The organism is Ideonella sp. A 288, assembly GCF_002198735.1.
Classification (GTDB): Bacteria; Pseudomonadota; Gammaproteobacteria; order Burkholderiales; family Burkholderiaceae_C; genus Pseudaquabacterium.
Genome location: NZ_MWLO01000143.1, coordinates 18,098 through 43,209, shown reverse-complemented (window position 1 = coordinate 43,209; position 25,112 = coordinate 18,098). Strand labels below are relative to the sequence as shown.

General features: G+C 69.0%; 26 protein-coding genes and 1 tRNA gene. 10 read left to right on the top strand and 17 right to left on the bottom strand.

All coding sequences use genetic code 11. The features are described 5' to 3' along the window. Window positions 1-8: 8 nt before the first annotated feature. Window positions 9-986, bottom strand: a complete 978-nt coding sequence (locus EOINJALH_RS23415) for a tripartite tricarboxylate transporter substrate binding protein (protein WP_088284680.1) — start codon at window positions 984-986, stop codon at window positions 9-11. Between the two features lie 101 nt (window positions 987-1,087). Here EOINJALH_RS23415 and EOINJALH_RS23410 point away from each other — a divergent pair, with 101 nt between their 5' ends. Beyond that, window positions 1,088-1,792 carry a Crp/Fnr family transcriptional regulator gene (locus EOINJALH_RS23410; RefSeq protein ID WP_158219864.1) on the top strand — a complete coding sequence of 235 codons (705 nt, stop codon included), beginning with the start codon at window positions 1,088-1,090 and terminating at the stop codon, window positions 1,790-1,792. 167 nt (window positions 1,793-1,959) lie between these two features. Then, window positions 1,960-4,272, top strand: a complete 2,313-nt coding sequence (locus EOINJALH_RS23405; RefSeq protein ID WP_088284676.1) for an arylsulfatase — start codon at window positions 1,960-1,962, stop codon at window positions 4,270-4,272. Between the two features lie 30 nt (window positions 4,273-4,302). Here the strand turns inward: EOINJALH_RS23405 and EOINJALH_RS31380 are convergent, their stop codons facing one another. Genes EOINJALH_RS31380 through EOINJALH_RS23390 form a run of 4 tightly spaced genes read right to left on the bottom strand, consistent with a single transcriptional unit; the run spans window position 4,303 to window position 7,407 of the window. Continuing rightward, the gene (locus EOINJALH_RS31380) at window positions 4,303-4,524 is read right to left on the bottom strand and encodes a hypothetical protein (RefSeq protein WP_144290138.1); all 222 of its coding nucleotides are present in this window, start codon (window positions 4,522-4,524) and stop codon (window positions 4,303-4,305) included. Further along, entirely contained in the window at window positions 4,521-6,134 is a 1,614-nt protein-coding gene (locus EOINJALH_RS23400) for a GMC family oxidoreductase (protein WP_234414002.1), read from the bottom strand. Before EOINJALH_RS23400 ends, EOINJALH_RS31380 begins: the two co-directional genes overlap by 4 nt. Before the next feature lie 2 nt (window positions 6,135-6,136). Further along, window positions 6,137-6,859, bottom strand: a complete 723-nt coding sequence (locus EOINJALH_RS23395; protein ID WP_158219863.1) for a thiamine pyrophosphate-dependent enzyme — start codon at window positions 6,857-6,859, stop codon at window positions 6,137-6,139. A gap of 17 nt (window positions 6,860-6,876) precedes the next feature. Beyond that, window positions 6,877-7,407, bottom strand: a complete 531-nt coding sequence (locus tag EOINJALH_RS23390) for a thiamine pyrophosphate-binding protein (protein WP_088284674.1) — start codon at window positions 7,405-7,407, stop codon at window positions 6,877-6,879. A gap of 107 nt (window positions 7,408-7,514) precedes the next feature. On the opposite strand from EOINJALH_RS23390, the gene EOINJALH_RS23385 reads away from it, so the two are divergent. Further along, window positions 7,515-8,258 carry a Crp/Fnr family transcriptional regulator gene (locus tag EOINJALH_RS23385; RefSeq protein ID WP_088284672.1) on the top strand — a complete coding sequence of 248 codons (744 nt, stop codon included), beginning with the start codon at window positions 7,515-7,517 and terminating at the stop codon, window positions 8,256-8,258. A gap of 12 nt (window positions 8,259-8,270) precedes the next feature. Here the strand turns inward: EOINJALH_RS23385 and EOINJALH_RS23380 are convergent, their stop codons facing one another. Continuing rightward, complete coding sequence (locus EOINJALH_RS23380) at window positions 8,271-9,383, bottom strand: porin (protein WP_158219862.1); 1,113 nt, start codon at window positions 9,381-9,383, stop codon at window positions 8,271-8,273. A 522-nt stretch (window positions 9,384-9,905) separates the two neighbouring features. On the opposite strand from EOINJALH_RS23380, the gene EOINJALH_RS23375 reads away from it, so the two are divergent. Both EOINJALH_RS23375 and EOINJALH_RS23370 read left to right on the top strand, forming a co-directional pair. Continuing rightward, window positions 9,906-10,520 (top strand): hypothetical protein, encoded by a 615-nt coding sequence (locus EOINJALH_RS23375; RefSeq protein ID WP_088284668.1) that lies wholly within the window; start codon window positions 9,906-9,908, stop codon window positions 10,518-10,520. Beyond that, window positions 10,501-11,100, top strand: coding sequence for an RES family NAD+ phosphorylase (locus EOINJALH_RS23370; protein ID WP_158219861.1), 600 nt, complete (start codon window positions 10,501-10,503; stop codon window positions 11,098-11,100). Before EOINJALH_RS23375 ends, EOINJALH_RS23370 begins: the two co-directional genes overlap by 20 nt. 62 nt (window positions 11,101-11,162) lie before the next feature. On the opposite strand, the gene EOINJALH_RS32905 is transcribed toward EOINJALH_RS23370, so the two are convergent. From EOINJALH_RS32905 to rsmB, 8 genes are all read right to left on the bottom strand, one after another. Then, window positions 11,163-11,606: a site-specific integrase gene (locus tag EOINJALH_RS32905; protein WP_234414001.1), complete on the bottom strand. Its 444-nt coding sequence runs from the start codon at window positions 11,604-11,606 to the stop codon at window positions 11,163-11,165. Further along, window positions 11,603-12,175, bottom strand: a complete 573-nt coding sequence (locus tag EOINJALH_RS32900; protein ID WP_234414000.1) for a phage integrase central domain-containing protein — start codon at window positions 12,173-12,175, stop codon at window positions 11,603-11,605. The genes EOINJALH_RS32905 and EOINJALH_RS32900 overlap by 4 nt, the downstream gene beginning before the upstream one ends. Window positions 12,176-12,330: 155 nt before the next feature. Continuing rightward, on the bottom strand, window positions 12,331-12,465 hold the full coding sequence (locus EOINJALH_RS33200; protein ID WP_255407137.1) for a hypothetical protein: 135 nt from the start codon (window positions 12,463-12,465) through the stop codon (window positions 12,331-12,333). Window positions 12,466-12,644: 179 nt separating this feature from the next. Further along, window positions 12,645-12,720, bottom strand: a tRNA-Phe gene (locus EOINJALH_RS23360). 29 nt (window positions 12,721-12,749) lie between these two features. After that, window positions 12,750-13,457, bottom strand: a complete 708-nt coding sequence (locus EOINJALH_RS23355; RefSeq protein WP_088284664.1) for a response regulator — start codon at window positions 13,455-13,457, stop codon at window positions 12,750-12,752. A gap of 7 nt (window positions 13,458-13,464) precedes the next feature. Next, entirely contained in the window at window positions 13,465-15,744 is a 2,280-nt protein-coding gene (locus EOINJALH_RS23350; RefSeq protein ID WP_088284662.1) for an ATP-binding protein, read from the bottom strand. Further along, window positions 15,741-16,325 carry a DUF4390 domain-containing protein gene (locus EOINJALH_RS23345; RefSeq protein WP_088284660.1) on the bottom strand — a complete coding sequence of 195 codons (585 nt, stop codon included), beginning with the start codon at window positions 16,323-16,325 and terminating at the stop codon, window positions 15,741-15,743. The genes EOINJALH_RS23350 and EOINJALH_RS23345 overlap by 4 nt, the downstream gene beginning before the upstream one ends. Before the next feature lie 22 nt (window positions 16,326-16,347). Then, on the bottom strand, window positions 16,348-17,667 hold the full coding sequence (rsmB, locus tag EOINJALH_RS23340; RefSeq protein ID WP_088284658.1) for a 16S rRNA (cytosine(967)-C(5))-methyltransferase RsmB: 1,320 nt from the start codon (window positions 17,665-17,667) through the stop codon (window positions 16,348-16,350). A gap of 175 nt (window positions 17,668-17,842) precedes the next feature. Here rsmB and folE point away from each other — a divergent pair, with 175 nt between their 5' ends. Both folE and EOINJALH_RS23330 read left to right on the top strand, forming a co-directional pair. Further along, window positions 17,843-18,559 (top strand): GTP cyclohydrolase I, encoded by a 717-nt coding sequence (gene folE, locus EOINJALH_RS23335; RefSeq protein WP_088284656.1) that lies wholly within the window; start codon window positions 17,843-17,845, stop codon window positions 18,557-18,559. 20 nt (window positions 18,560-18,579) lie between these two features. Next, a complete protein-coding gene (locus EOINJALH_RS23330; RefSeq protein ID WP_088284766.1) occupies window positions 18,580-19,008 on the top strand; it encodes a BLUF domain-containing protein in 429 nt (142 codons plus the stop codon). A 7-nt stretch (window positions 19,009-19,015) separates the two neighbouring features. On the opposite strand, the gene EOINJALH_RS23325 is transcribed toward EOINJALH_RS23330, so the two are convergent. Genes EOINJALH_RS23325 through EOINJALH_RS23315 form a run of 3 tightly spaced genes read right to left on the bottom strand, consistent with a single transcriptional unit; the run spans window position 19,016 to window position 21,566 of the window. Continuing rightward, a complete protein-coding gene (locus tag EOINJALH_RS23325) occupies window positions 19,016-19,561 on the bottom strand; it encodes a LemA family protein (RefSeq protein WP_088284654.1) in 546 nt (181 codons plus the stop codon). Next, complete coding sequence (gene queC / locus EOINJALH_RS23320) at window positions 19,558-20,289, bottom strand: 7-cyano-7-deazaguanine synthase QueC (RefSeq protein WP_088284652.1); 732 nt, start codon at window positions 20,287-20,289, stop codon at window positions 19,558-19,560. The genes EOINJALH_RS23325 and queC overlap by 4 nt, the downstream gene beginning before the upstream one ends. Beyond that, window positions 20,286-21,566: a glutamate-5-semialdehyde dehydrogenase gene (locus EOINJALH_RS23315; protein WP_088284650.1), complete on the bottom strand. Its 1,281-nt coding sequence runs from the start codon at window positions 21,564-21,566 to the stop codon at window positions 20,286-20,288. Before EOINJALH_RS23315 ends, queC begins: the two co-directional genes overlap by 4 nt. Before the next feature lie 171 nt (window positions 21,567-21,737). On the opposite strand from EOINJALH_RS23315, the gene EOINJALH_RS23310 reads away from it, so the two are divergent. From EOINJALH_RS23310 to EOINJALH_RS23300, 3 genes are all read left to right on the top strand, one after another. Beyond that, the gene (locus EOINJALH_RS23310) at window positions 21,738-22,730 is read left to right on the top strand and encodes an ABC transporter ATP-binding protein (RefSeq protein WP_088284648.1); all 993 of its coding nucleotides are present in this window, start codon (window positions 21,738-21,740) and stop codon (window positions 22,728-22,730) included. Between the two features lie 80 nt (window positions 22,731-22,810). Continuing rightward, window positions 22,811-24,091 (top strand): PotD/PotF family extracellular solute-binding protein, encoded by a 1,281-nt coding sequence (locus EOINJALH_RS23305; RefSeq protein ID WP_088284646.1) that lies wholly within the window; start codon window positions 22,811-22,813, stop codon window positions 24,089-24,091. A 131-nt stretch (window positions 24,092-24,222) separates the two neighbouring features. Next, window positions 24,223-25,110 carry an ABC transporter permease gene (locus EOINJALH_RS23300; protein WP_088284644.1) on the top strand — a complete coding sequence of 296 codons (888 nt, stop codon included), beginning with the start codon at window positions 24,223-24,225 and terminating at the stop codon, window positions 25,108-25,110. The last annotated feature ends 2 nt before the right edge of the window (window positions 25,111-25,112 follow it).

Sequence of the window (25,112 nt, the reverse complement as noted above, 5' to 3'; positions counted from 1 at the left end):
CTTCGCACTCACTGTTGCGTCATGCCCAGGCGCTTGACGACCAACTTGTCGACTTCCAGCTCGCGCACGATCTGTGCCGCGAAGGCGGCGGGCGGTGCGAAGTCGATCACTGAGCCCTGCTTGGCCACCATGTCTTTCACCGGCGCCGAGGCCAGCACGCCCGGCAGCACCTCGTTCAGTCGCGCGATCACCGCATCGGGGGTGCCGGCCGGCACCGCGAAGCCGCCCCAGGGCTCGAAGACAAAGCCCGGCACGCCGGCCTCCGACATCGTCGGCACGTTGGGCCATTGCGGCAGGCGGTTGCGGCTGGTCACGGCCAGGGCGCGCAGCTTGCCTGCCTGCACCAGCGGAACCGAAGCGGCCAGCAAGCCGACCTGGAAGTCCACCTGGCCGCCGACGATGGCGTTGGCCGAGTCGGCTGCCCCCTTGAACGGCACGTGCACACACTTGAAGTTGCCGAGCTTCTCCTCGATGTACTCCACGGCCAGGTGCGCGGGCGAGCCCGGGCCGCCAGAGCCGAACGTGAGCTTGCCCTGGTGGGCCTGCACCTCGGCCACCAGGTCCTGCATGGTCTTGAACCTGGACTCGGCGTTGACCACGGCCATGAACGGCGAGTACGACAGCTTGGCCACGGGACGCAGTTCCTTCAGCAGGTCCAGGCGCGGGTTCATGGCCTGCACGGTCACCAGGCCCGAATGGATGTAGGCGATGGTGTAGCCGTCGGGCGCCGCTTGCGCTGCGGCCTTGGTGCCGATCAACCCGCTGGCGCCGGCCTTGTTGTCGATGAGGACCGTCACCTTCAGCGCGGCAGCCAACTGTTCGCCCACCACCCGCGCGAACGCGTCCACGCCACCGCCAGCCGGTGACGGCACCACGATGCGGATCGTGGTGGTGGGCCAACTGGCTTGCGCGAACGCCGTTGGCGCCCACACGGGTGCGGCCAACAGGCCACCGATGAGGTGGCGGCGCGAAATGCAGGGGTTCATGCGGTGTGTCCTTGGGCTGAGATCGGTAAGACAATGAAATCTCGGAGCGTGGAGAGTAGGCAATGGGCAGGCCCGGTTCTGTCAAATCACGGACAAACCCCATGGGGACTTCCGCCAAGGCAACGGCGCGCGAGTTGCTGGGCCGTGCGCTGGGCTTTCGCGACTGCCGCCCCGAAACGCTTGACGCGCTGATCGCCGCCGGCCACTCGCGGGCGCTGGGCAAGAACGAGTTGTTCCTGACCCGAGGCGATCCGTTCGACATGCTGTGCCTGGTGGTCGAAGGATCGCTGGAGGTGAGCCTGCTGCGCCACGATGGCCGCCGCCACCTGATCAGCTACCTGCAGCCGGGCGATCTGGTCGGCCTGATGTGCCTGATCGATGGCCAAGGCCACGTGAACGACCTGCGCGCGCGCCACTCCACCACGGTCTTGCTGGTGCCCGGCGACGACATCCGGCGCCAGCGCCTGCTCGATCCCATGCTGGGCCCGGCTTTCGAGCGGCAACTGGTGTTTCGCAGCCGCCTGCTTTATGAGCGCCTGTCGGCCGACCCCTCGATGCCACTGGACGCCCGCCTGGCCCGCCTGCTGCACCTGCTGATCGGCCTGTACGGCCGGCCGAGCGAGGGCGGCACTGTGCTGCTGGACATGAAGGTGTCTCAGTCCGACCTGGCCGACTGGCTGGGCGCGAGCCGGCAGCGAATCAACTTCGTGATCCAGCAACTGGAGCGCGACGGGCTGATCAGCTTGCGCTACTCGGCGATCACCATCGTCGACCCCGCCGGTCTGGCCAACAAGGCCAAAGGCTGACCGGCCCTGATGTCGGCCCGATGGCGTGTCCCGAAGGGGTCAGCCCGAAACTGTCAACGGATTGACAGAGCCTGACGCTCGCGCCCGCTAGGCTGCCGGATCCTCAGCGCTTGGGTGCCGTCCGTGTTGGCAGGGCGCGGGGGATTTGGTCCGCAGAAAGCCACGTCATGCCATCAGTCCCCAACGCCGGATTCGCCGGCCGCATCGGCCGCACCCTGGCCGAGTCGATGCCACACTGGCCCACACCCACGTGCGCGCCGGCCTTCAGTCCCAACATCGTCGTCATCCTGCTGGACGACCTGGGCTTCTCGGACTTCGGCTGCTACGGCGGCGAGATCGACACGCCGCACATCGACCGCCTGGCCTCGAATGGCCTGCGCTTCACCGGCTACACCACGGTGCCGATGTGCACGCCGGCCCGCGCCGCGCTGCTGACAGGCAAGAACCCGCACAGCGTGGGCTGCGGATGGCTCACGCACAACGACCCCGGCTATCCCGGCTACCGCGGCGAGATGAGCAAGGACGCGCCCACCATGGCCGAGCTGCTGCGCGCCCAGGGTTGGTCCACCCTGGCCGTTGGCAAGTGGCACAACACCTACGACCGCAACCTGCACGCGGGCGGTGACACCAGCTCCTGGCCGCTGCAGCGAGGCTTCGAGCGCTTCTACGGCTTCATGGGTGCCGAAACCAACTACCACCAGCCCGACCGCATGATGGAGGGCAATCAGATCGCGCAGATCGATCGTTATCCAGAAGGCTATTTCGCGCCCGACGACTACACCGGCCGCGCCATCGGCTGGCTGGCCGAGCACCGCGCCAGCGCGCCGGCCAAACCCTTCTTTCTGTACATGGCCTTCCAGACCCCGCACACGCCGTTGCAGGCCAAGCCGGCCGACCTGGCCAAGTACCGCGGCCGCTTCGACGCCGGTTGGGACGCGCTGCGCGCAGACCGCTTCGAACGACAGCGCGCCATGGCGCTGATCGAAGCCAATGCGCAGCTGCCGCCACGCAACCCCGGCGTGCCCGCGTGGGCCGATCTGCCCGCCGACCAACGCGCCTTGTTTGCCCGCTACATGGAATGCTATGCCGGCCTGGTCGACAACGCCGACCAGAACATCGGCCGACTGCTGACCTTCCTGCAACAAAGCGGCCAGCTCGACAACACGCTGATCCTGATCACCTCGGACAACGGCGCCAACTCGATCGGCGGGCCCACCGGCGTGATGAACCTGCACGACCGGCGCCAGGGCTTTGCCGAAGACCCAGCCGCCGTGAAACGACTGCTGGCCGAAGACCGCGTGGGCGGCGACGACACCTACGCTGCCTACCCCAGCGGCTGGACCCAGGTGTCCAACACGCCTTATCGCTACTACAAGCGCACACCCATGGCCGGTGGCATCCGCGTGCCCTTCGTGGCTCACTGGCCGCGCGGCATCGCAAGCCGCGGCACCACGCGGCCGCAGTGGATCCATGTGACCGACGTGCTGCCCACCGTGCTGGCGCTGACCGGGGGCCACTATCCAACCACCTTCAACGGTTTGCGCACCCGCCAGATGGATGGCAGGAGCTTTGTGGAGATGCTGGGCGACAGCGCCGCGCCGCAGCAGCGCGATCGCCAGTACTACGAGCTGCAAGGCAACCGCGGCTACATCAGCGGCGGATGGAAGATCGTCTCGCTGCAGCCGCCCGCACCCACGATGGACCTGGACAACTGGATGCTGTTCGACCTGGCCAACGACCCGACCGAGATCCACGATCTGGCCGCGACCCAGCCCGAGGTGCTGAAGCGCCTGGTCGCCGAGTTCGAGGCCGAGGCCACGGCCAACTACGTCTACCCGATCGACAACCGGGACGACCGCCGCGCGATCACCTTGCCGCCGCACGAGCTGGCCGATGCATCCACGGCGCGGGAGTTCTTCCGCGACGGGCACGCGATCCCCACCGTCGTGGTCTCGCCGCTGATTGCCGATCGCAGCTTCCTGCTCAGCGCACGCTTCGATTGGCAGGAAGGACAGGAGGGCGTGATCCTTGCGATGGGCGACCGCTTTGCGGGCATGACCGCCTTCGTGATGGATGGCGCGCTGCACTTCGTCTTCCAGCTCTGGAATCGGCCGATCGAGCTGGCACCGATCCCGCTGTGCGTGGGCGCGCAGCAGTTCACGCTCGACTACCGCGCGCTCGGCGACCGCCGGGGGCAAGGCCGCTTCACGCTCAACGGCCAGGTGGTTCAGTCTGAAGCCGATCTCTCGCCCACCCTCGTGCGCCTGCCCTCCGGGGGCTTGAGCGTGGGCATCAGCCGCCGCCAGGCGGTGAGCGAGCGCTACGCGGACCGCGGCACGTTCCGCTATGCCGGTGCGATCGAGAGCGTGCGCATCGAACCGGGGCCGCAGGCACCCGGTACGCCGATGCAGATCGATGAGGCGGCTGTGCAGGCCGCGATGCGTGCGGCCTACGTGGGCCCGGTGTCGAAGCTCGCATGAGGACACCGCCGCGATGGCGGCGTCACTGCTTTAACACCGCTGCGCCGGCTGCGCGCCAGGCTGCACCTGCATGATCCTGTCGGTCAAGGTCGGCGAAAGCCGGCGCAGCCAGTGCAGCAGCTTGGTCTTGCCGATCAGCATCTCGAAGTGCTCAGCTTGAAAGTCATCCCAGAATTCATCCGCCAACTGAGCTGCCAACCCGATGCCGGTGGCGCCCCCGGTGATCGGTGCAGCGTGTCGGGTGCTTCTCAAGCCGGGTCCTGGCGGATGAAGTCCGCCGCCCGCTCGCCGATGACGATGGCGATCGCATTGGTGTTGGTCGATGCGATGGTGGGCATCACCGACGCGTCGGCCACCCGCAGACCGCGGATGCCATGCACGCGCAGCTGCGGGTCGACCACCGACTGCGCCGCATCGGTGCCGATGCGGCAGGTGCCCACCGGGTGATAGGCGGTGGCGCCCGTGGCGCGCAGGTAGGCCGCCAATGCCTCGTCGCTGGCGGCCTTCGGGCCGGGGCGCACCTCTTCGTCGATCAGGCGCGCCATCGGTCCGGCGCCAGCCACGCGACGGGACATCTTCAATGCCAGCAGGCATGCCTCCAGATCGTCGGGGTGCGTGAAGTGGTTGGAGACCATCACCGGGTCGGCCGCGGCGTTGGCATTGACGATGTGGGTGCGGCCGCGAGAGCGGGGACGGATCTGGAACGACGCGATGGTCACGCCGTCGAAATCGTCCAGCGTGATCTTGCCGGCGCCGCGATTGCCCGGTGTGCTGACCTGCTGGATCTGGATCTTCAGCTCGGCGTCCTGGCCCTCGGGCCGGCTGGGCGCGAAGGCCTGCGCCGTGATGGTCACACTGGACATCGGGCCGTCGCGCTTGAGCAGCCAGCGCAGGCCCAGTTTGGCCTGGCCGATCGGGCTGGAAAGATCGCGGTTCCAGCTCACCCCCGGCTTGACCCGGAATTGCATCGGGCTGTAGACATGCTCGCTCAGGTTCTCGCCCACCATCGGCAGCTCGTGCAGCAGTGGAACGCCGGCGGTGGCCAGCACCGCGCGGCGGCCGATGCCCGAGAGCTCCAGCAACTGCGGTGAGTTGAAAGCGCCGCCGCACAGGATGACTTCGCGCTTGGCGCGGAAGTCGACTTCACGCCCGTCGACATGCGCCCGCACACCGACAGCGCGGTGGTTCTCGATCAGCACACGCCCCACGAGTGCGCCCGTCTTGATCGTCAGGTTGTGGCGCCCGCGGGCCGGATCGAGGTAGGCCATGCGCGTGTTGCAGCGGATGCCATTGCGGGTGTTGAACTGCAGGTAGCTGCCACCGAGGCCGCGCACGTTGTAGTCCTTCACGCGGGGCGCCACGCCCGCGGCCTGCACCGAGTCGAGGAAAGCGTCGGGCAGCTCATCCACGGGCTTGAACTCGGTCACGGTGACCGGCCCTCCCTTGCCGCGGTGCGCGGCATCGCCGGCCGCGTAGTCTTCGATGCGCTTGAACCAGGGCAACAGGTCAGCGTGGGCCCACCCGGGGCAGCCATCCTGGGCCCACAGGTCGTATTCGCGCGGCGTGCCATGCACCCAGATCATGCCGTTGACGGTGGAAGATCCGCCCACCACCCAGCCGCGCGGCCAGTAGATGCGGCGGTCGTTCATCTGTGGGTCGGGCTGGGTGAAGAAGCTGCGCGTCACCTTGCCCTGCTGCAGCACCTGGATCACACCGGCCGGAATGCGCGTCCACAGGTTGGTGTCGGGCGGGCCGGCTTCGAGCAGCAGCACGGTGTGCTGCCCGCTTTCGGTGAGGCGCGCGGCCAGGGCTGCTCCGGCCGAGCCGGCGCCGACGACGATGTGGTCGAAGGTGTCGGTCATGCTCAGCCCGCCATGTCCTGAGCCAGCATGGCCTGAAGGGCCAAGGCCTCCTGGCCCATGCGGTCGAACTGGCGGTCGGGCATTTCCTCCTGCTCGAAGCCAGGCTTGGTCTGCTGCGGCACGGGCTCGACCATCAACTCGACGAACACCGGGCCGTCCATGGCCAGCAGTTTCGGGAAGCGCTCGGCCCACACCGCGCCATCGGCGATGCGCTCGGCATGCACATAGCCCGCATCACGGGCCACCTTGGCAAACTGGAAATCGGTGGTCACGATCTTCAGGTTGCCCAGGCCGGTGAACTGGGTGCCGTTGGCCACCACCATATGCAGCAGGTTCCGGGGCGCCACCGCCGCCACGGTGGCCAGGCCGCCCAGTTCCATCAGCAGGCTGGAGTCGCCGTCCATCACCACCACCCTGCGTTGCGGCTGCGCAAGGGCCAGGCCCAGGCCCAGTCCGGCGGCACCGCCCATCAAGGGCACGGAGCTGATGCGACCGGTGGTGGCCACTTCGCCCGCTGGCCCGGAGCTGGCCAGCTTCTGCTTCACCTTGGCCACCGCCAGCCCCAGCACCAGCCCGGCCTTGCCGCCCAGCAAGGGCACGCTGCGGGCCTTGCCATCGGCCCCCTCGATGCGGTCGAAGATGAACATCGACAACATCGTCGACACCAGGATCGCGTCGCCGCGCGACTTCGCCACCACCCCGCAGGCCTGCACGATGTTCATCATGGTCGTCTCCCTTGTTGTCATTGCCAGGCCATCGGCGCGCCGACCAGCAGCACCACGGCAGTCCGCCGCACCTCGGCCTGTTCGAAGGCCAGGTCCATCCGGGGCAGATCGACTTCCCGGTCCAGGCAGTGGAAGGGCACGGCGATCGCTTTGAGCAAGGGCTCCATGATGCTCACCATGGTTCGCCGCGATTGCGTCGCCGGCTGGCCCAGGTTGGCGAACTCGCGGCCGAACTGGCCGACCATGAAGACCATCGGGATGTGCGCGTCCAGGCACACCGCGCGCAGCGTGTTCAGGCAGTTGTACAGGCCCTGGTTCTGCATCATCAGGATCGGCCGTTTGCCGCCGATGGTCAGGCCCGCGGCCACGGTGACGGTCTGGTTCTCGTTGGCACAGTTGATCAGGCGGATGCCTTCGACACCGTCCTGCAGGCGCTGATGCAGCGACAACTGCACCCAGTCGGGCACGGTGACCACATGGTCGACACGGTTGCGTCGCAGGGCGGCAATGCCGGCTGAAGCGGAAATGGAATGCGCGCTGAGGTCCATGGCAGGGGGTGTCTCCGGTGCGCCAACGCGTGCCACGGCCCCGGGGAGTCCCGGGCGACAAACGCCGGCACGGGCCTCAAAATGGCCCGAAGCGCGAAGCCTAGAAGATGCCCCCCACCGGTTCTGTCAAAACTCCGACAAAGCACGGCAGCGAGTCCCGCCGGGCCGTCGCCCGCACCCTGCTGGGACAGGCTCTGGGTTTTCGCGACTGCCGCGCGGACACGCTGGAAGCGCTGATCGATGCCGGACGCTGGCGCACGCTGAGCAAGGGCGAGGTCTTGGCGCAGCGCGGCTCGCCCTTCGACATGCTGTGCCTGATCGTCGAGGGCTCGATCGAAGCCTCGCTGCTGCGGCACGACGGGCACCGGCACCTGGTGAGTTTTCTGCAGCCCGGCGACGTGGCAGGCATGATCAGCATGCTGGACGGCATGGGCCATGTGAACGATCTGTGCGCGCGATCGAAAGGCACCACCGTGCTGCTCATCCCGGGCGAGACCATCCGATCGCTGCGGGAGCTGGACCCGGCGCTGACCCGCGCCTTCGAGCGGCAGCTGGCGTTTCGCAGCCGCATGCTCTACGAACGGCTGGCCTCTGACCCGTCGATGCAGCTGGAGTTGCGGCTGGCCCGCCTGCTGCAGACCTTGAGCGTGATCTACGGGCTCAAGCGCCCCGAAGGCGTGCTGCTCCAGATGAAGATCGCACAGAGCGACCTGGGCGACTGGCTGGGCGTGAGCCGCCAGCGCGCCAACTTCGCGGTGCAGCAGTTGCGCAAGGATGGACTGATCGAACTGCGCTACTCCACCATCACCATCACCGACCCTGGCAAGCTCGCCGAGCGTGCCAGGTTGTGATCGTCCGACCGATCAGAAGGCGTGGACGATGCCTGCCGACCAGCCAGAGACGGACGCCGCTGCCGGGTCGCGCGACAAGGCAGCGATGTTGGTGGCTTCGAGCTTGTAGCCGTCGCTGAACCGGTTGCTGAACATCGCGGCATTGAGGGCGGTGCGCTTCGACAGGAAATACTCGACCGACAGCACCAGCGTCTTCTTGTGCCCGTCGCGGCCGGCCAGGCCATTCAAGCTGGTGCCCTTGTCGTCGATGTAGTTGCCCTTGAACTGAAACTGGCTGTAGCCAGTCCATGCCAGTCCGAGATCGAGGATGTCGTTCTTCTGGGTCAGCCGGCCAGCGGTGGTCGAGTCGAGCTTGCTCTTGTAGTACGCCACGTAGGGGCGGAAATCGCCGAGCTTGACGTTGCCGCCGATGCTCACCAGGTCGTGCTTGGGCATGAATCCAGTAGTGGCCACGAGGGCCGGTGCATTGAAGCTGACGACACTCGCGCCGATGCTGTACGTGGCAGTGGTCTGCGACACCTCGGCCGAATGGCTGCGGCCCAGGCTGCTGCTTCCGGCGACCTCGCCGAAGCCGTAGCTGACGGCGAAGTCGATCACGCCGGGCCTGCCGAAGCGGTACTTGATCGAGTTGTCGACCCGGGTGTCGTTGCCCGCGTAGCGGTTCACGCCGAACAGGGCCAACGGGGTGCTGTGCAGGCTGGTACCCCCCACGTTGTAGACGTCGAACGTGCGGATCGCGCGGTCGGTGGCGGCATGGAATTGCCGGCCCAGCGTGATGGTGCCGGCGCTGCCCATGTCCAGCCCCAGCCAGCTCTGGCGGTTGAAGAACTTGTTGCCACCCGCGCCGTTGCCGCCCGGGTTGCCGGTGTCCATGTTCAGACTGCTTTCGAGCCGGAAGATGGCTTTCATGCCGCCGCCCAGGTCTTCGGAGCCACCGAAGCGGACGTAGGACGCCACCAGCAGGTTGGGCGAGACTTCCTTCACCGTGCTCGAGCCGGTCTGGTGGTTCTTGTAGGTCAGGCCGACCCCGACGTTGCCTTCGATCTGCACGGTCGAGGTCTGCGCCCAGGCTGCGGTGGTCAGGGCGAGCGATGAAATCAGCAAGGGGGTGCGAATCGGGGCCACGGTGGTCTCCTGGGTTGCATGGGTGCACGGCGGCCGATGCGATGCCCGGCCATCTCGATGCGATCGGATGCTAAGAGCGGAGAATCCGCAAATCTGTCTGGCGCTGGACAGTTTGAAGTCAGGGAGGCAGCAAGGCCGCTCCGTCTCTCTATTGCGGCCAGGTGACGCATGAGTCGCACGTCGGCAGCAACCCGATGAGCGTGACGTCCAAACTCTGACCGGTGTGCCGGCTGGCTCGGGCCGAATGAACGGGGCGGGCGCCGGAGTTCGACGAACCAGGCTGCCCGTCAGCCATTTGCCGGCGCCCGGCCGGAGGGGTGGGGCCATCGGTCGCGAGTGCCTGCTTGGGGGCCGCGCTCCGGCAGCGCGTTCAGATCGCGGCCGCCTGAGAAGCGGCAGCACCTTCAGCGCCCGCCGGCCGCTGCATCAGGCGGCTGCGCCCCCATCAATGCGAAGCGCCTGTCGCCGTTTTCTACAATGTCTCCGTTTTCTCTATTTTCCGCACTTGCCCAGGGTCACCGCATGCGCACCCATGACAACACTGCAGTACTCCTGCGCCGGATCGCGCAGCTCGAAGCTGCCCTGGGACGGCTCAGCGAGGACCTGGGCAGCCTTCGATCGGCGGTCGCCCACCAAGGACTGTCGCCCACGAAGGCCCGTGGCGTTCGGTCGTCTGCGGCGCCTGCCAAGTTGCCCAGCGCGAACGCATCGCAGGCCCTTGCCTCGGGGGGTCTGGCGGGGGCCACCGCGCGGGGTGAAGCGGCCCGGGTGAAATGGATCAAGGACGGCCTCGTCGTACCCGGGCAACAACTCGCCCAGGCCTGGGGGCTCACACGCCAAGCGCTGGCACCGGCAGCCGACCGGGGCGAGGTTTTCGCGGTGAAGATCGGCAATCGGCTGTACTACCCGCGCGCATTCCTGGGGCTCGATCGCGCGGCCGTGGCCGCGGTGTGCCGTGCTCTCGGCGACCTCGGTGCCAGCGAGAAGCTGATGTTCTGGCTGCGCGAGCACGGGGCCTTGGGCGGAAAGACCGTCACCTCAGCCTTGGATGCCGGCGTTGCGATGGCCAAGGTGGAGCGGTTGGCAGCGGCCTGGGCGCGCGAGCGAGGAGCCGCGCGTGTTGCTGCGGCTGCCTGAAGCCGGAACGTTCGAGACCCTGCTTCGGCCTGTCCGGATCGAAGGTGGGTCGCTGGTGCGCCTGAGCCGGTATCCGGCCACGGAGCACTTCTGGTCTTCAGGGATCCGCCGATTCGACGACCCCGATCCCGGTCGCGTCGGCGAATTCGGGACCTGCTACACCGCCGGCTCGATCGAGATCGCCTTTGCGGAGAGCGTGATCCACGAGTCGGGCCGGTTCGTCGATGGCGCCCACGAGGTGCCCGCTGCCGAGCTCACCGGGCGGTCGGTGGTGCGCTTTGCGTGCGATCGGCGCAAGACACTGGTTCTGGCCGACCTGACGGGGGCGGCGCTGAAGGCCCTGGGCCTGAACAACGACATCAGTGCGTCGGCCGACTACGCGGTGAGCCAGGCGTGGGCGCAAGCCATTCACGATGCCGACCCCCAATGGCAGGGCATCCGCCATGTGTCACGCCAGATGAACAAGGGCTTCGCCTGCGCGATCTTTGAGCGGAGCGGGCTGCGGAGGCTTCGGGTCGAGAAGCTCGAACGAGGGCAGGTGGGCGCGCCTTGTGACCAGTTCAACGTCACCGCTGTTTGAGCCCGCGTCAGGCGGATGGCGATCTTCGGCGGACGTTGCGAAACCTGTGTCGCGGTGGGGTGCTATGCACGCTTCCCGGGCTTTCGCGGCACGGTGTCTTTCCCGTCGCGCAGTTGATCGAGATAGTCGGCCCACGTTTGCAGCATCTCGCGCCGCTGGTCGACGAACTCCGTCCTGTTGTAGGCCCGGCCCAGGCTGTCGCGCACGGTGTGCGCCAACTGAGCCTCGATCACATCCGGGCTGTAGCCCAGCCGCTCGTGCAGCATCGTGCGCGCCGTCGCGCGGAAGCCGTGGCCGGTGACCTCGTCGGCCGAGAAGCCCATCGCACGCAGCGCCGCGTTGACCGTGTTCTCGCTCATCGCGCGGTCGTGGTGGCGCTCGCCGCGGAAGACCAGCTTGCCCTGGCCGGTGAGGGCCTGCAGCTCGCGGAACACGGCAATGGCCTGTCGCGGCAGCGGCACCAGGTGCGGCGTGCCACTCATCTTCTGCCGCAGCTCGCGCTTCATGCGGGCGGCGGGGGCACCGACCACAGCGCCCCGTCGAGGTCGATCTCCGGCCACTCGGCGTAGCGCAGCTCGCCGGGGCGCAGCAGCAGCATCGGCGCCAGCTTCAGCGCCGCCCGGACCACCGGCGTGGCCGCGTAGTCGTACATCGCCCGCAGCAGCTCGTCCAGGCGCTTGGGCTCGACGATGGCCGGAAGGTGCTTCGGCGTGGGCTGCCGCAGGGCGTCCTTGAGTTCGCGGGCCGGGTTGAACTTGGCGTGGCCCGTGGCCACGGCGTAGCCGAAAACCTGGCCGGAGTCCTGCAGCGCTCGGTGGGCCGTCTCGATGACGCCGCGCGACTCGACGCGCCGCATCACCTCCAGCAGTTGGGGGCCGGTGATGTCGGCGCACGGGACCCGGCCGATGTACGGGAAGACATCCGTTTCCAGCCGCGCAATGACCTTGTCGCCGTAGCTTTTGGACCAGCCGTCGCGCCGCACGGCGAACCACTCGCGGGCCACCGCTTCAAACGTGCCGACTGCGGGAAGGCCCTGCGCCTGGCGCTCCTCGGCCACGCGCTCCACCGCCCACATCTCGCGCTCGGCCTTGCGCTGCTGGTTGGGGCAAAGCCTTCGGCCAGCAGTTGTCGGGCCGCCTCGGCCTTGCGGCGCGCCAGGGCGAGCGAGGTGTCCGGGAAGGTGCCCAGCGTGAGCGTGTTGCGCTTGCCCTGGAATCGGTAGTCCAGGCGTCAGCTGTGCATCCCGCTCTTGGCGAACAGGTGCAAAACCAGGCCGTCGCCGTCGCCGTCGACCAGCCGCTTGCGCGGGTCGTCCTGCTTCACCGCCCGGATGGTGGCCTCGGAGGAGATCAGATTGCGTGGCATGGAGTAAAACGGCGTTCTCGGGCCGCCTACGACACCGTTACACCTGTCTTTACTCCATCACGCCGGAACCGGACGAGATTCCACGAGACCGTCGTGGACATGAAAAAGCCCCAAGTGCTTGATTCTTGGGGCTTTTTGGATGTTCCGGGACCTGCTGGGAAGTCCTGAAACGAAGGTCTTGGTGGCCTGGGGCGGAATCGAACCACCGACACGCGGATTTTCAATCCGCTGCTCTACCAACTGAGCTACCAGGCCGTGTAGAGCCGGCGATTATAGACAGCTTTTCAGAGCGGCCCGCCGCGCTTGTTGCGGCTGAGGTCGACGCCCAGCTGCTTGAGCTTGCGGTACAGGTGCGTGCGCTCCAGGCCGGTCTTCTCGGCCACGCGGGTCATCGAGCCGTTTTCCTTGGCCAGGTGGAACTCGAAGTAGCTCTTCTCGAAGGCGTCGCGGGCCTCGCGCAGCGGGCGGTCGAGGTCGAAGGTCTGCTGCGACAGCGGGCCCTGCGGCACCGCGGGCATCGGCGGGCTGGCCTGGCCGGTGGTCACCAGGCCGTCGAGCGAGCCGTTGCCGCCGACCAGTTCGCCGCGGTAGCCCGCGGGCAGCGGGGCGCCGACGCTGGTGCGCGGCACCGGCTTCACCAGCGCCTGCTCCACGGCGCGCAGCAGTTTTTGCAGCGTGATGGGCTTCTCGAGGAAGGCGGTGGCGCCGTACTTGGTGGCCTCCACCGCGGTGTCGATGGTGCCGTGCCCGCTCATCATGATGATGGGCATGTTGAGCATGCTGGCCGCGCCCCATTCCTTGAGCAGCGTGATGCCGTCGACGTCGGGCATCCAGATGTCCAGCAGCACCAGGTCGGGCCGCAGGCGCTCGCGCACGGCGCGTGCCTCGGCGGCGTTTTCGGCCAGCTCGACGGTGTGCCCTTCGTCGGACAGGATCTCCGACAGCAGGCCTCGAATGCCCAGTTCGTCGTCTACGACAAGTATCGTTGCCATGCGTCTCTCAGGTCCGCTGCGCGGCGGGCTCGCCCTGGGGTCCAGGCGCGGGGCCGGAAGGCGCGGCCGCGGCGAAACGCGAAAATGATAACGAAACCTGCGCACCGGTCACCGGGGACTCGGTCGCTGCGTCGGCTTGCAGGTTCGCGATGCGCACGCGGGCGCCATGTTCTTCGGCGATTTTCTTGACCACTGCGAGCCCCAGTCCCGTGCCTTTGGTCTTGGTGGTGATGTAGGGCTCGAAGGCGCGCTTGAGCACCTTGTCGCTGAACCCCGGGCCATTGTCGCTGACCTTCAGGCGCACGGCGCGCAGCTCGCCGGTCTCGCTGCGCGCCGATTCGGTGGCCACGCGCACCAGGCCGTCGGGCCGGTCGGCCACCGCGTCCAGCCCGTTCTGCACCAGGTTGTGCACCACCTGGCGCAACTGGCTGGCGTCGCCCTCGATGGCCGGCAGGGCGGCCTGCAGCCGCAGTTCGATGCGGCCCTGCTCGTGGGCGGCGGCGTACAGCGCCATCACGTCCTGCACCAGGGTGTTCAGGTCCAGCGGCTCCAGCCGGGCGGCGGGCAGGCGGGCGTAGTCGCGGAACTCGTCCACCAGCTGCTTCATCGCCTGCACCTGGGCCACGATGGTGGCCACCGAGCGCTTGAGCATGGCCTGGTCGGTGCCTTCCAGCTTGGCCTCGAGCTTGTGCTCCATGCGCTCGGCCGACAGCTGGATGGGCGTGAGCGGGTTCTTGATCTCGTGGGCCAGGCGGCGCGCCACCTCGGCCCAGGCCACCGAGCGCTGGGCCGACACCACCTCGGTGATGTCGTCGAACACCAGCAGCCGCGCATCGCCGGGCAGTTGCGCGCCGCGCAGCAGCAGGTTGACGCTGGCCTGGCCGCCCAGCGGCAGCTCGAAGGCATCCTGCCAGTGGTCGCGCTCGCCGGCCTCGGGGCTGGTGCGGTGCAGCTCGCTGCGCTGCCAGATACGCTGGGCGAACTCGGCCATGCCGGGCACCTCATCGAGCTTGCGGCCGCGGTAGGCCGACAGCGGCTGGCGCAGGATGCGGGTGGCGCCGGGGTTCACGGTGTCGATGCTGCCATGGCGGTCGAACACGATGACGCCGGCGGTCAGGCTGTCCAGGATGGTCTGCAGCCGGGTGCGCGCGCCTTCGAGCTGGGCCACGCCGCGCTGCACCTGTTCGCGCGCGTCCGACAACTGCTCGGTCATGTCGGCGAACGACCGGGTGAGGCCGCCCAGTTCGTCGCGCGACGCGAACACCGGCCGCGCGGTGAGGTCGCCGGCGGCCACCTGGCGCACGCCGTCGGCCAGCAGGATCATCGGGCGCACGATCTGGTTGCCCAGCATCACCGCCAGCAGCACCGCGCCGAAGATGGCCAGCACGCCGGCCAGTGTCAGCGTGCCGATGTACATGCGGCGCAGGCCGTCGCGGGCGATGGCCCGCTGCTGGTACTCGCGGTAGGCGCCCTGCACGGCCAGCGCATTGGCCACCACCGGTGCGGGCACCGGCTGCACCACCATCAGGAAGCGGTCTTCGGCCGAGGCCAGGCTGATGTCGTTGTTGGGGATCAGCGCCAGCGCGCGCACCAGCGCGTGCGGCTTGGCGCCGGGCTTGGCCTCGTCGTCGAAGCCTTCGAGCTGGCTGGCGCTGCGCCCGGCGCGGGCCTGGCGCAACAGCGCGGGCGACGGCCGCTCGGGCACCATGGCCGACGCACTGCCGCCGGCCATCGCCAGGATCTGGCCCGAGGGGCCGACCAGCACCACGTCGCGCACGGCCAGTTGCTCGCGCACGCGCTCGAGCGCCAGCGGGCCGACGACGGTGCGTTGCTCGGCCAGCCGGTCGGCCGAGCCGCGGGCCTTGGCCGACAGGTCGGCGGCCATCGCATCGAGCGTGCCGCGGCCCAGGGCCAGGCCGGCGTCCAGCGCGCCGGCCACCTGCTGGTCGAACCAGGTGTCGATGCTGCGGGCCACGAACTGGTAGCTCACGGTGTAGATCAGCACGCCCGGGATCACGCCCACCAACGCGAAGATGCCTGCGAGCTTCGCCAGCAGCCGGCTGCCGAACTTGCCGCGCCGCCAGCGCACCACCAGCCGCAGCGCGGCCAGGCCGATGGTCAGCAGCAGCATCGCGGCCACCGCCACGTTCACCCAGTACAGCCAGACGAAGTGCCGCTCGAGCAGCTGGCCGGCGGTGCTGAGCGACAGCAGGTACACCAGCACCAGCGAGGTGCCCACCACGGCCACCATCGCCACCAGCAGCGCCCAGCGCGTGGACTTGGTCATGGAGCCAGGTCGGACAGTCGCAGCGTGCGTTCGATGCCGAGCTTCCAGTCGGAGCCGATGTCGATCTGCATCGGCTGGGGCAGCTGGTTGCGGTCGATCTGGAAGCTGAACTCGACGTAGTAGCGCTCGCCGGGCTCCAGCCGGTCGGCCTCGACCAGGCGCCAGCCGCTGACACGGGTGAGCTGGGCCATGGCCTCTGGCAGTGCGCCGAAGTTCTGCGACAGCCCACCCAGGCTGACGCGCCAGCTCGAGGTGAGCGGCTGGTACGACAGCCGCCAGTTGCGGGTGACGCGGGCCAGGCGCTCGTCGCGCCAGTACCAGCGGTTGCGGTAGACGGCGGCCTGGGCGACGAAGTACAGCGGCACGCCGCGCTGCAGGGCGTCTTCGATGGCCGGCGTGAGCGTGAGGCGGGCGTGGTACTCGAGCGTCAGCGCGCCGTCCAGCCGCTGCGCGTGCAGGCTGGTGAGCTCGACGCCCTGCGCGCGCGCGCCGAAGGCAGCGCCGAGCAGCACCAGCACCGACAGGCATCGGGCAGCGGCGCGCAGCAACAGCAGCGACAGGTGCGGGAGGGAACGGCGCATCGGGACACGTCGGACTCGGTTTTTACAGGTGCTCGGGCTTGCGGAGCAGGGCGTAGAAGAAGCCGTCCCCGGTGGCCTGGGGCGCTTGGGAGGCGGCTGGTGGATTGTCCGGCAGGCCCGGCAGGTGACCCGGCGACGTGGGGTCGAGCCGGGGCTTGTCGGCGGCATGGCGTTGCAAAAAAGCGTCGATCTGGTCCTGGCCCTCGGCGCGGAAGATCGAGCAGGTGGCGTACACCAGCCGCCCGCCGGGGGCCAGCAGCGGCCACAGCGCATCGAGCAGCGCGGCCTGCTGGCGGGCCAGCGCGGCGATGTCGTCGGGCCGGCGCAGCCAGCGCACGTCGGGGTGGCGGCGCACGATGCCCGAGGCCGAGCAGGGCGCGTCCAGCAGGATGGCGTCGAAGGGCCGGCCGTCCCACCAGCGCGACGGTTGGCTGGCGTCGGCCGCCTGCAAACGGGCCTGCAGGTGCAGGCGGGTCAGCGTGTCCTGCACCCGCACCAGGCGCTGGCCGTCGCTGTCCAGCGCCAGCAGGTCGAGCTCGGCCAGTTCCAGCAGGTGGGCGGTCTTGCCGCCGGGCGCGGCGCAGGCGTCCAGCACATGGGCGCCGGGCGGCAGGCCGTCGCCCAGCAGCAGCGGTGCGGCGCGCTGGGCGGCCAGGTCCTGCACCGAGACGTCGCCCTCGGCGAAGCCCGGCAGTTCGGTCACCGGGCAGGGCCGCTCCAGCCACACCGCGTGTGCGCCGACCACCCGCGCCGGGCGACCGGCCGCGGCCAGGCGCTGCACGTAGGCATCGGCCGTGCCGCGGCGGGCGTTGACGCGCAAGACCATCGGCGGGTGCTGGTTGGCCGCCTGCAGCAGGGCCGTCCACTGCGTGGGCCAGTCGCGGCGCACGCGCTCGATCCACCAGGCCGGGTGCTGGTAGGCGGCCTCGGGCTGGCGGCTGGCGGCGGCCACCAGCGCGTCGCGCTCGCGCAGGAAGCGCCGCAGCACCGCGTTGATGAAGTTGGCCGCCGCCGGCGTGCGGTGGCGCGCCGCCGCCACGGCCTGGTCGACAAGGGTGTGCTCGGCATACGGCGGGTCGCTGCCGGGCCAGGCCAGCGCCAGGGCGCTGACCAGCAGCGCGTCCACCCGCGGCGGCGGCGGCTTGGGCGCCACCAGCGCGCGCACCGCCTGTGCGCCGCCCCACCAGCGCAGCACGTGGAAGGCCAGCGCCTGCGTGCCGGCACGCAGATCGGGCGGGCAGCGGGCCAGCAACTCGGTCAGCGATCGGCCGGCGTGCACCGCGGCCACCGCGTCGGCGGTCTGGTCGAGCAGGCGCGCCAGCGGTGGCGATGGCAGGGTCATCGGGGCAGTCTATCCGGTGGGTTGGCGCTGCTGCGGCCACCTGCCGGCCCCATGCCGACCCCATGCCGCGCCAGTGCATGGGCACGAGGCAGGCACGGGCCGGGGCCCCGCTGCACAATGGGCCGGTTGCCGCTCAACCACCCCGGCGGGCTCCAGTCGGCCGGGCACGAACCCCATGTCCATCTTCCGCAGCGAAGACGAACTGGCTGCCCTGCCAGCGTCCGAACGCATCCGCTACCGCCTGGTCGGCGCCGATTGCCGCTACCACGCCAACGACAACATCGCCGAGCACATCCGCGAGGGCGAACTCGAGGAGCTGCGTGCCGAGGTGGCCGCCAAGATGCAGGGCGTGCTCGAGTCGCTGGTCATCGACACGGTGAGCGACCACAACACCCACGAGACGGCCAAGCGCGTGGCCAAGATGTTCATCGAAGAGGTGTTCCGCGGCCGCTACGTGCCGATGCCCTCGGTCACCGAGTTCCCCAACTTCTCGCGCCTGAACGAGCTGATGATCGTCGGCCCGATCACCGTGCGCAGCGCCTGCTCGCACCACCTGTGCCCCATCCTGGGCCGGGTGTGGATCGGCATCCTGCCCAACGAGCATTCCAACCTGATCGGTTTGAGCAAGTACGCCCGCGTGTGCGACTGGGTGATGACGCGCCCGCAGATCCAGGAAGAGGCGGTGGTGATGCTGGCCGACGCGCTGCAGGAGCGCGTCAAGCCCGACGGCCTGGCCATCGTGATGGAAGCCGACCACTTCTGCATGCACTGGCGCGGCGTGAAGGACGACGACACCGCGATGACCAACAGCGTGATGCGCGGGGCCTTCCTGAAAGACCCCAACCTGCGGCGCGAGTTCCTGTCGCTGCTGTCCAAGAAGACCCACCCCTGACCGCTGGAGCCATGAACATGATGTTGGTCCGATTGATGTACGCCAGCCGTGCCGCCGCCGACGTCGGCCAGGACGAACTGGTCGCGATCCTGCGGCAGAGCAAGCAGAACAACCCGGCCGTCGGCATCACCGGCCTGCTGTGCTTTTCGGGCGGCGTGTTCATCCAGGCGCTCGAGGGCGGCCGTGCGGCGGTGAGCCACCTGTACAACCGCATCGCCGCCGACAAGCGGCACACCGACGTGGTGCTGCTCAGCTACGAGGAGATCGGCGAGCGCCGCTTCGCCGGCTGGTCGATGGGCCAGGTGAACATGGGGCGATTGAACCCGGCCTTGCTGCTGAAGTACTCGGCCACCGCGGTGCTCGATCCGCACTCGGTGTCGGGCAAGATCTCGATGTCGCTGTTCGACGAGCTGGTGGCCACCGCGTCGATCATGGGCGAGCGCGGATAACGCTCGACTACAGCGTGCCGCCGCGCTGGAAGCCGAACACGCGCACCAGCAGCCGCGTCGGAAACTGGTCGAGCGCCAGGTTGTAGGCCGACGCCGCCTCGTTGAAGGTCTGCCGCGCGAAACGGTCGCGCGGTGCCAGGTCGGCCAGCGTGCGCAACTGCGTGGCCACCGTCTCGTTGGCCTTCAGGTGCGCATGCTGGTCCACCAGCGCCAGCAGCCGCGACTGCGCCGCGCCGATGGCCGCCTCGGCCTTGGCCAGCACGGCGGGCGGCTCTTCGGCGGCGGGGCGGCGGCGCAGCACCTCGGCGGCGGTGGCCACCTGCACCTGCGCGGCCACCATCGCATCCAGCGCCGGGCGCTCGGTGGCCAGCGTGGGCTCCACGGCGTCGAGCAGCGCGCCCAGCGCCTGCTGGCGCGCCTGGATCAGCGCATCGAGTTGTTGCCAGGCCGTGCCGATGGCGCCGCGCAACGCGGTGATGCGGTTGTACGCGCCGAGCATCCAGAAGCCGAGCACCGCCGCGGCGGCCAGCCAACCCCAGGGTAGATGGGTCATGAAAGGCGCCCCGCCACCCAGGCGGCGTGGCCCTCGGCGCGCAGTCGGCAGGCCGGGCACTCGCCGCAGCCGTGGCCCCAGGCGTGGCGTTGGCCGCGATCGCCCAGGTAACAGGTGTGGGTGTGCTCGGCGATCAGCGCGGACAGCGGCTCGCCGCCCAGCGCATGCGTCAGGGCCCAGGTCTGCGCCTTGGTCAGCCACATCAGGGGGGTTTCGATGGTCATGGGCGCGTCCAGGCCCAGCGACAGCGCCACCTGCATCGCCTTGAGCGTGTTGTCGCGGCAGTCGGGGTAGCCGGAGTAGTCGGTTTCGCACATGCCGCCCACCAGCACGCTGGCGCCGCGCCGCGTGGCCAGCACTGCGGCCACGTTGAGGAACAGCAGGTTGCGCCCGGGCACGAAGGTGTTGGGCAGGCCGCCCGCCTGCATCTCGATGGCCCGCTCGCGCGTCAGCGCGGTGTCGCTGAGCTGGCCCAGCAGCGCCAGGTCGAGCAGGTGGTCATCGCCCAGCCGCGAGGCCCAATTCGGAAAGGCAGTGGCCAGTGCGGCCCGCACCACCGGCCGGCAGTCGAGCTCGATGCGGTGGCGCTGGCCGTAGTCGAAGCCGACCGTCTCGACCCGCGCGAAGCGTTGCAGGGCCCAGGCCAGGCAGGCGGTGGAATCCTGGCCGCCGCTGAACAGGACGAGGGCGGTGCGCGGGTCGGTGGCGGCCGTCGCGAGTGGCGTCACCCGCGCACCTCGCCCTGGCCCAGCACCACCCACTTCATCGACGTCAGGCCCTCCAGCCCCACCGGCCCGCGGGCGTGGAACTTGTCGGTGGAGATGCCGATCTCGGCGCCCAGGCCGTACTCGAAGCCGTCGGCGAAGCGGGTGCTGGCGTTGACCATCACGCTGGCCGAATCGACCTCGCGCAGGAAGCGCATCGCGTTCGGGTGATTGGTGGTGAGGATCGCGTCGGTGTGGTGCGAGCCATGGCGGTTGATGTGCGCGATGGCTTCGTCCACGCCGGCCACCACCTTGATGCTGATGATCGGCGCCAGGTACTCCTCGGCCCAGTCGGCCTCGGTGGCGTCGGCCAGGCGGGCGTTGGGCACGGCGGCCAGGGCGGCGCGGGCGGCGGCGTCACAGCGCATTTCCACACCCTTGGCCGCGAACACCGCACCGATGCGTGGCAGGAAGGCGGCTGCCTGCGCCGCATGCACCAGCAGCGATTCGGCGGCGTTGCAGGGGCTGTACTTCTGCGTCTTGGCGTTGTCGGTGACGCGCACGGCCAGATCGAGGTCGACCTCGGCGTCGACGTAGACGTGGCAGTTGCCGTCGAGGTGCTTGATCACCGGCACCCGGGCCTCGGCGCTGATGCGCTCGATCAGGCCCTTGCCGCCGCGCGGGATGATCACGTCCACGTACTCGGGCATGGTGATCAGGCGGCCGACGGCGGCGCGGTCGGTGGTCTCGACCAGCTGCACCGCGTCGGCTGGCAGGCCGGCGTCGACCAGCGCGGCCTGCACCAGGCGCCACAGCGCCAGGTTGCTGTGCAGGGCCTCCGAGCCGCCGCGCAGCACGGCGGCGTTGCCGCTCTTGATGGCCAGCGAGGCGGCCTCGATCGTCACGTTGGGGCGGCTCTCGTAGATCATGCCGAACACGCCCAGCGGCACCCGCATCTGGCCCACGCTGATGCCCGACGGGCGGCGCTTGACGCCGGTGATCTCGCCGATGGGGTCGGGCATCGCGGCGATCTGCTCGCAGCCTTCGGCCACGGTGTCGATGACGGCCGGCCCGAGCTTCAGGCGGTCGACCATCGGCTCGGCCAGGCCGGCGGCGCGCGCGGCGTCCAGGTCGCGGGCGTTGGCGCCCTGCAGGTCGGCCGAGGCGGCGCGCAGGCGCTGCGCCAGGCCGCGCAGTGCGGCGTTCTTGGCCGCGGTGCCGGCGGCGGCCATGGCGGTGGACGCGGCGCGGGCGGCCACGCCCACATGGGCCATGTACGCAGGGATGTCGGTCGGGTTCATGGCCCGATTTTCCCAGATCGGCCGCGCGGCGGTGCGCAGGCCGGGCGTCGCGCACCGATTGCATGCGGCTTGGCGGCCGCTTTGTATGCAATCCGCCCCAGTGCAGTGCATGGCGGGGCCTGGGCGGCTGGCACATCGATTGCAAATGCCGTCGCCCATGCAGGGCAACGCATGAACGACTCCCGGCTCGAGCTGGTGCACCTGGTCAAGCGCTATGGCCAGACCACCGCCGTCGACGGCATCGACCTGACCATCGCGGCGGGCAGCTACTGCTGCCTGCTGGGCCCGTCGGGCTGCGGCAAGACGTCCACGCTGCGCATGATTGCTGGCCACGAGATCGCCACCGAGGGCGACATCCTGCTCGGCGCGCGCAACATCACCGAGCTGCCGGCGGCCGGCCGCGGCACGGCGATGATGTTCCAGAGCTACGCGCTGTTCCCCCACCTGTCGGCGCTGGACAACGTGGCCTTCAGCCTGAAGATGCGCGGCGTGGCCAAGGCCCCGCGGCAGGCCAAGGCGGCCGAACTGCTGGAGCGCGTGTCGCTGGGCGCGCTGGCCGCGCGCAAGCCGGGCGAGCTGTCGGGCGGCCAGCAGCAGCGCGTGGCGCTGGCGCGCGCGCTGGTCACCGAGCCCAAGGTGCTGCTGCTCGACGAGCCGCTGTCGGCGCTCGATCCCTTCCTGCGCATCAAGATGCGAGCCGAGCTGAAGGCCTGGCAGACCAGCCTGGGCATGACCTTCGTGCACGTCACCCACTCGCAGGAAGAGGCCATGGCGCTGGCCGACCAGGTGGTGGTGATGAACCACGGCCGCATCGAGCAGAACGCCTCGCCGCATGCGCTGTTCAACGCGCCGCGCAGCGAGTTCGTGGCGCGCTTCATCGGCGGCCACAACGTCATCCCCGCCGGGCGCGGCCTGGTGGCCGTGCGCGCCGACCGCACGCGCCTGTCGCGCACGCCGCTGCCCGAGGGCGACACCGCGCTGGCGGCCACCGTGCGCGGCGTCGAGTACCAGGGCACCTACGTGCTGCTCACGCTGGCCAGCGCGCGCGTGCCCGAGTTCAACGTCGTGCTGTCCGAGGCCGAGTTCGACGCCGCGCCATGGCAGCCCGGCGACAGCGCCTGCGCCCATTGGGACGCAGCCGAAGGCCACCTGCTGGCCGCCTGAACGAACCACCCGCGCCCGCCGCTTCGCCCTGGCGCTGCCCCCGTCCTGTCCCCGCCCATCACACCAAGGAGAGAGCACCCATGACCGACCCCAAGGACCCCAAGGCACTTCTTGCCGCCGACGGCCAGCGCCGCACCCTGCTCAAGGGCACGGCCGGCATCCTGGCCACCGGCCTGTTCCCGGCCGTGCATGCGCAGGAGAAGATCACCCTGCGCTACCTGGGCACCGCGGTGAACCAGGACAAGGCCATCGCCGAGAAGTTCAAGGCCGACACCGGCATCACGATCCAGTACGTGGCGGTCAACACCGACGAGGTGACCAAGCGCGCCGTCACCTCGCCCAACAGCTTCGACCTGATCGACACCGAGTACTTCTCGCTGAAGAAGATCGTGCCCACCGGCAACCTGAAGGGCATCGACGTCAAGAAGATCAAGAACGCCGACAAGATCACCCCGCTGTTCACCACCGGCCTGGTCGGCGGCAAGGCGGTGGGCGACCAGGGCACCGCGCCGAAGAAGGTGATCTTCCTCGAGGGCGAGAAGAGCAAGGTCTTCGCCAAGTCGCCGACGCAGTTCATGAGCCTGATCCCCACGGTCTACAACGCCGACACGCTGGGCATCCGCCCCGACCTGATCAAGCGCCCGATCGAGAGCTGGAAGGAACTGCTCAACCCCGAGTTCAAGGGCAAGACGGCGATCCTCAACATCCCGTCCATCGGCATCATGGACGCGGCGATGGTGGTCGAGGCCATGGGCCTGTACAAGTACCCCGACAAGGGGAACATGACCAAGAAGGAGATCGACCTCACCATCAAGACGCTGATCGAGGCCAAGAAGGCCGGTCAGTTCCGCAGCCTGTGGAAGGACTTCAACGAGAGCGTCAACCTGATGGCCTCGGGCGAGGTGGTGATCCAGTCGATGTGGTCGCCGGCCGTCACCGCGGTGCGCTCCAAGGGCATCGCCTGCACCTTCCAGCCGCTGAAGGAGGGCTACCGCGCCTGGGCCGCCGGCTTCGGCCTGCCGGCCACGTTGAGCGGCCGCAAGCTCGATGGCGCCTACGAATTCATCAACTGGTTCCTCGACGGCTGGGCCGGCGCCTACCTCAACCGCCAGGGCTACTACAGCGCCGTGCTCGAGACCGCCAAGGCCAAGATGGAGCCCTACGAGTGGGCCTACTGGATGGAAGGCAAGGCCGCCGAGAAGGACATCAAGAGCCCCAACGGCGACCTGCTGCACAAGGCCGGCGGCGTGCGTGACGGGGGTTCGTACGAACAGCGCATGGGCGGCATCGCCTGCTGGAACGCGCTGATGGACGAGAACACCTACATGGTCCAGAAGTGGAATGAGTTTGTCGCGGCATGACGATCTGCCTGCTGCGCGACCCGATATCGCAACTGCGATGCTCGCCGTACGGGTGTACGGCTGCGCTTCTCGTCGCAATCTCGGGCCGCTCGCGACGGCATCTCGCCACGCCGCGTCGCTTCGGTTAGGCCATGAAGACTGAGCATGCGCTGAACAATGGTCCGCCGGCCTGGCTGCAAGCCGGGCCGTTCGCGGCCGTGTTCGCGCTGTTCTTCGTGCTGCCGCTGCTGCTGGTGGGCGCGGTGAGCTTCTGGCCGACCAGCGACTACGAGCTGGTGCCGGGCTTCACGCTGCAAAACTACGTGTCGATCTTCGACGGCTGCGGCAACCTGGCCGAGCCCTGCGTCACGCTGAAGACCTACGCGTCCACGCTCACCTTCAGCCTGCTCACCTGGGCGGTGACGCTGGTGCTGGGGTTCGCGGTGGCCTACTTCCTGGCCTTCCATGTGCGCACGCCGGGCATGCAGACGCTGCTGTTCATCGTCTGCACCATCCCGTTCTGGACGTCCAACGTCATCCGCATGATCTCGTGGGTGCCGCTGCTGGGCCGCCATGGCCTGGTCAACCAGGCGCTGGTCGGCATGGGCTGGGTGCAGGAGCCGGTGGAGTGGCTGCTGTTCTCGCAGTTCTCGGTGGTGCTGGCCTTCGTGCACCTGTACACCATGTTCATGCTGGTGCCGATCTTCAACTCGATGATGCGCATCGACCGCTCGCTGCTCGAGGCCGCCGACGACTGCGGCGCCAGCGGCTGGCAGACGCTGTGGAACGTGGTGGTGCCGCTGTCGCGCACCGGCATCCTGATCGGCTCGATCTTCGTGCTGACGATCGTGATGGGCGACTTCGTCACCGTCGGCGTGATGGGCGGGCAGCAGATCGCCTCGGTGGGCAAGGTGATCCAGGTGCAGACCTCGTACCTGCAGTTCCCGCTCGCCGCCGCCAATGCGGTGGTGCTGCTGGCGGTGGTGCTGATGATCATCGTCGCGCTCAACCGGCTGGTCGACCTGCGCAAGGAACTGTGAGC

Bases quoted from the DNA above. Each gene is read 5' to 3' on its own strand.
- EOINJALH_RS23410 (WP_158219864.1), top strand. From the start codon at position 1,088: ATGGGGACTTCCGCCAAGGCAACGGCGCGCGAGTTGCTGGGCCGTGCG.
- EOINJALH_RS23300 (WP_088284644.1), top strand. From the start codon at position 24,223: ATGAAGACTGAGCATGCGCTGAACAATGGTCCGCCGGCCTGGCTGCAA.
- folE (WP_088284656.1), top strand. From the start codon at position 17,843: ATGTCCATCTTCCGCAGCGAAGACGAACTGGCTGCCCTGCCAGCGTCC.
- EOINJALH_RS23385 (WP_088284672.1), top strand. From the start codon at position 7,515: ATGCCCCCCACCGGTTCTGTCAAAACTCCGACAAAGCACGGCAGCGAG.
- EOINJALH_RS23345 (WP_088284660.1), bottom strand. From the start codon at position 16,325: ATGCGCCGTTCCCTCCCGCACCTGTCGCTGCTGTTGCTGCGCGCCGCT.
- EOINJALH_RS23355 (WP_088284664.1), bottom strand. From the start codon at position 13,457: ATGGCAACGATACTTGTCGTAGACGACGAACTGGGCATTCGAGGCCTG.
- EOINJALH_RS23395 (WP_158219863.1), bottom strand. From the start codon at position 6,859: ATGATGAACATCGTGCAGGCCTGCGGGGTGGTGGCGAAGTCGCGCGGC.
- EOINJALH_RS33200 (WP_255407137.1), bottom strand. From the start codon at position 12,465: ATGCCACGCAATCTGATCTCCTCCGAGGCCACCATCCGGGCGGTGAAG.
- EOINJALH_RS23405 (WP_088284676.1), top strand. From the start codon at position 1,960: ATGCCATCAGTCCCCAACGCCGGATTCGCCGGCCGCATCGGCCGCACC.
- EOINJALH_RS23390 (WP_088284674.1), bottom strand. From the start codon at position 7,407: ATGGACCTCAGCGCGCATTCCATTTCCGCTTCAGCCGGCATTGCCGCC.
- EOINJALH_RS32905 (WP_234414001.1), bottom strand. From the start codon at position 11,606: ATGAAGCGCGAGCTGCGGCAGAAGATGAGTGGCACGCCGCACCTGGTG.
- EOINJALH_RS23375 (WP_088284668.1), top strand. From the start codon at position 9,906: ATGCGCACCCATGACAACACTGCAGTACTCCTGCGCCGGATCGCGCAG.
- EOINJALH_RS23315 (WP_088284650.1), bottom strand. From the start codon at position 21,566: ATGAACCCGACCGACATCCCTGCGTACATGGCCCATGTGGGCGTGGCC.
- EOINJALH_RS32900 (WP_234414000.1), bottom strand. From the start codon at position 12,175: ATGTGGGCGGTGGAGCGCGTGGCCGAGGAGCGCCAGGCGCAGGGCCTT.
- EOINJALH_RS23330 (WP_088284766.1), top strand. From the start codon at position 18,580: ATGTTGGTCCGATTGATGTACGCCAGCCGTGCCGCCGCCGACGTCGGC.
- EOINJALH_RS23350 (WP_088284662.1), bottom strand. From the start codon at position 15,744: ATGACCAAGTCCACGCGCTGGGCGCTGCTGGTGGCGATGGTGGCCGTG.
- rsmB (WP_088284658.1), bottom strand. From the start codon at position 17,667: ATGACCCTGCCATCGCCACCGCTGGCGCGCCTGCTCGACCAGACCGCC.
- EOINJALH_RS23400 (WP_234414002.1), bottom strand. From the start codon at position 6,134: ATGACCGACACCTTCGACCACATCGTCGTCGGCGCCGGCTCGGCCGGA.
- EOINJALH_RS23305 (WP_088284646.1), top strand. From the start codon at position 22,811: ATGACCGACCCCAAGGACCCCAAGGCACTTCTTGCCGCCGACGGCCAG.
- EOINJALH_RS23415 (WP_088284680.1), bottom strand. From the start codon at position 986: ATGAACCCCTGCATTTCGCGCCGCCACCTCATCGGTGGCCTGTTGGCC.
- EOINJALH_RS23310 (WP_088284648.1), top strand. From the start codon at position 21,738: ATGAACGACTCCCGGCTCGAGCTGGTGCACCTGGTCAAGCGCTATGGC.
- EOINJALH_RS23325 (WP_088284654.1), bottom strand. From the start codon at position 19,561: ATGACCCATCTACCCTGGGGTTGGCTGGCCGCCGCGGCGGTGCTCGGC.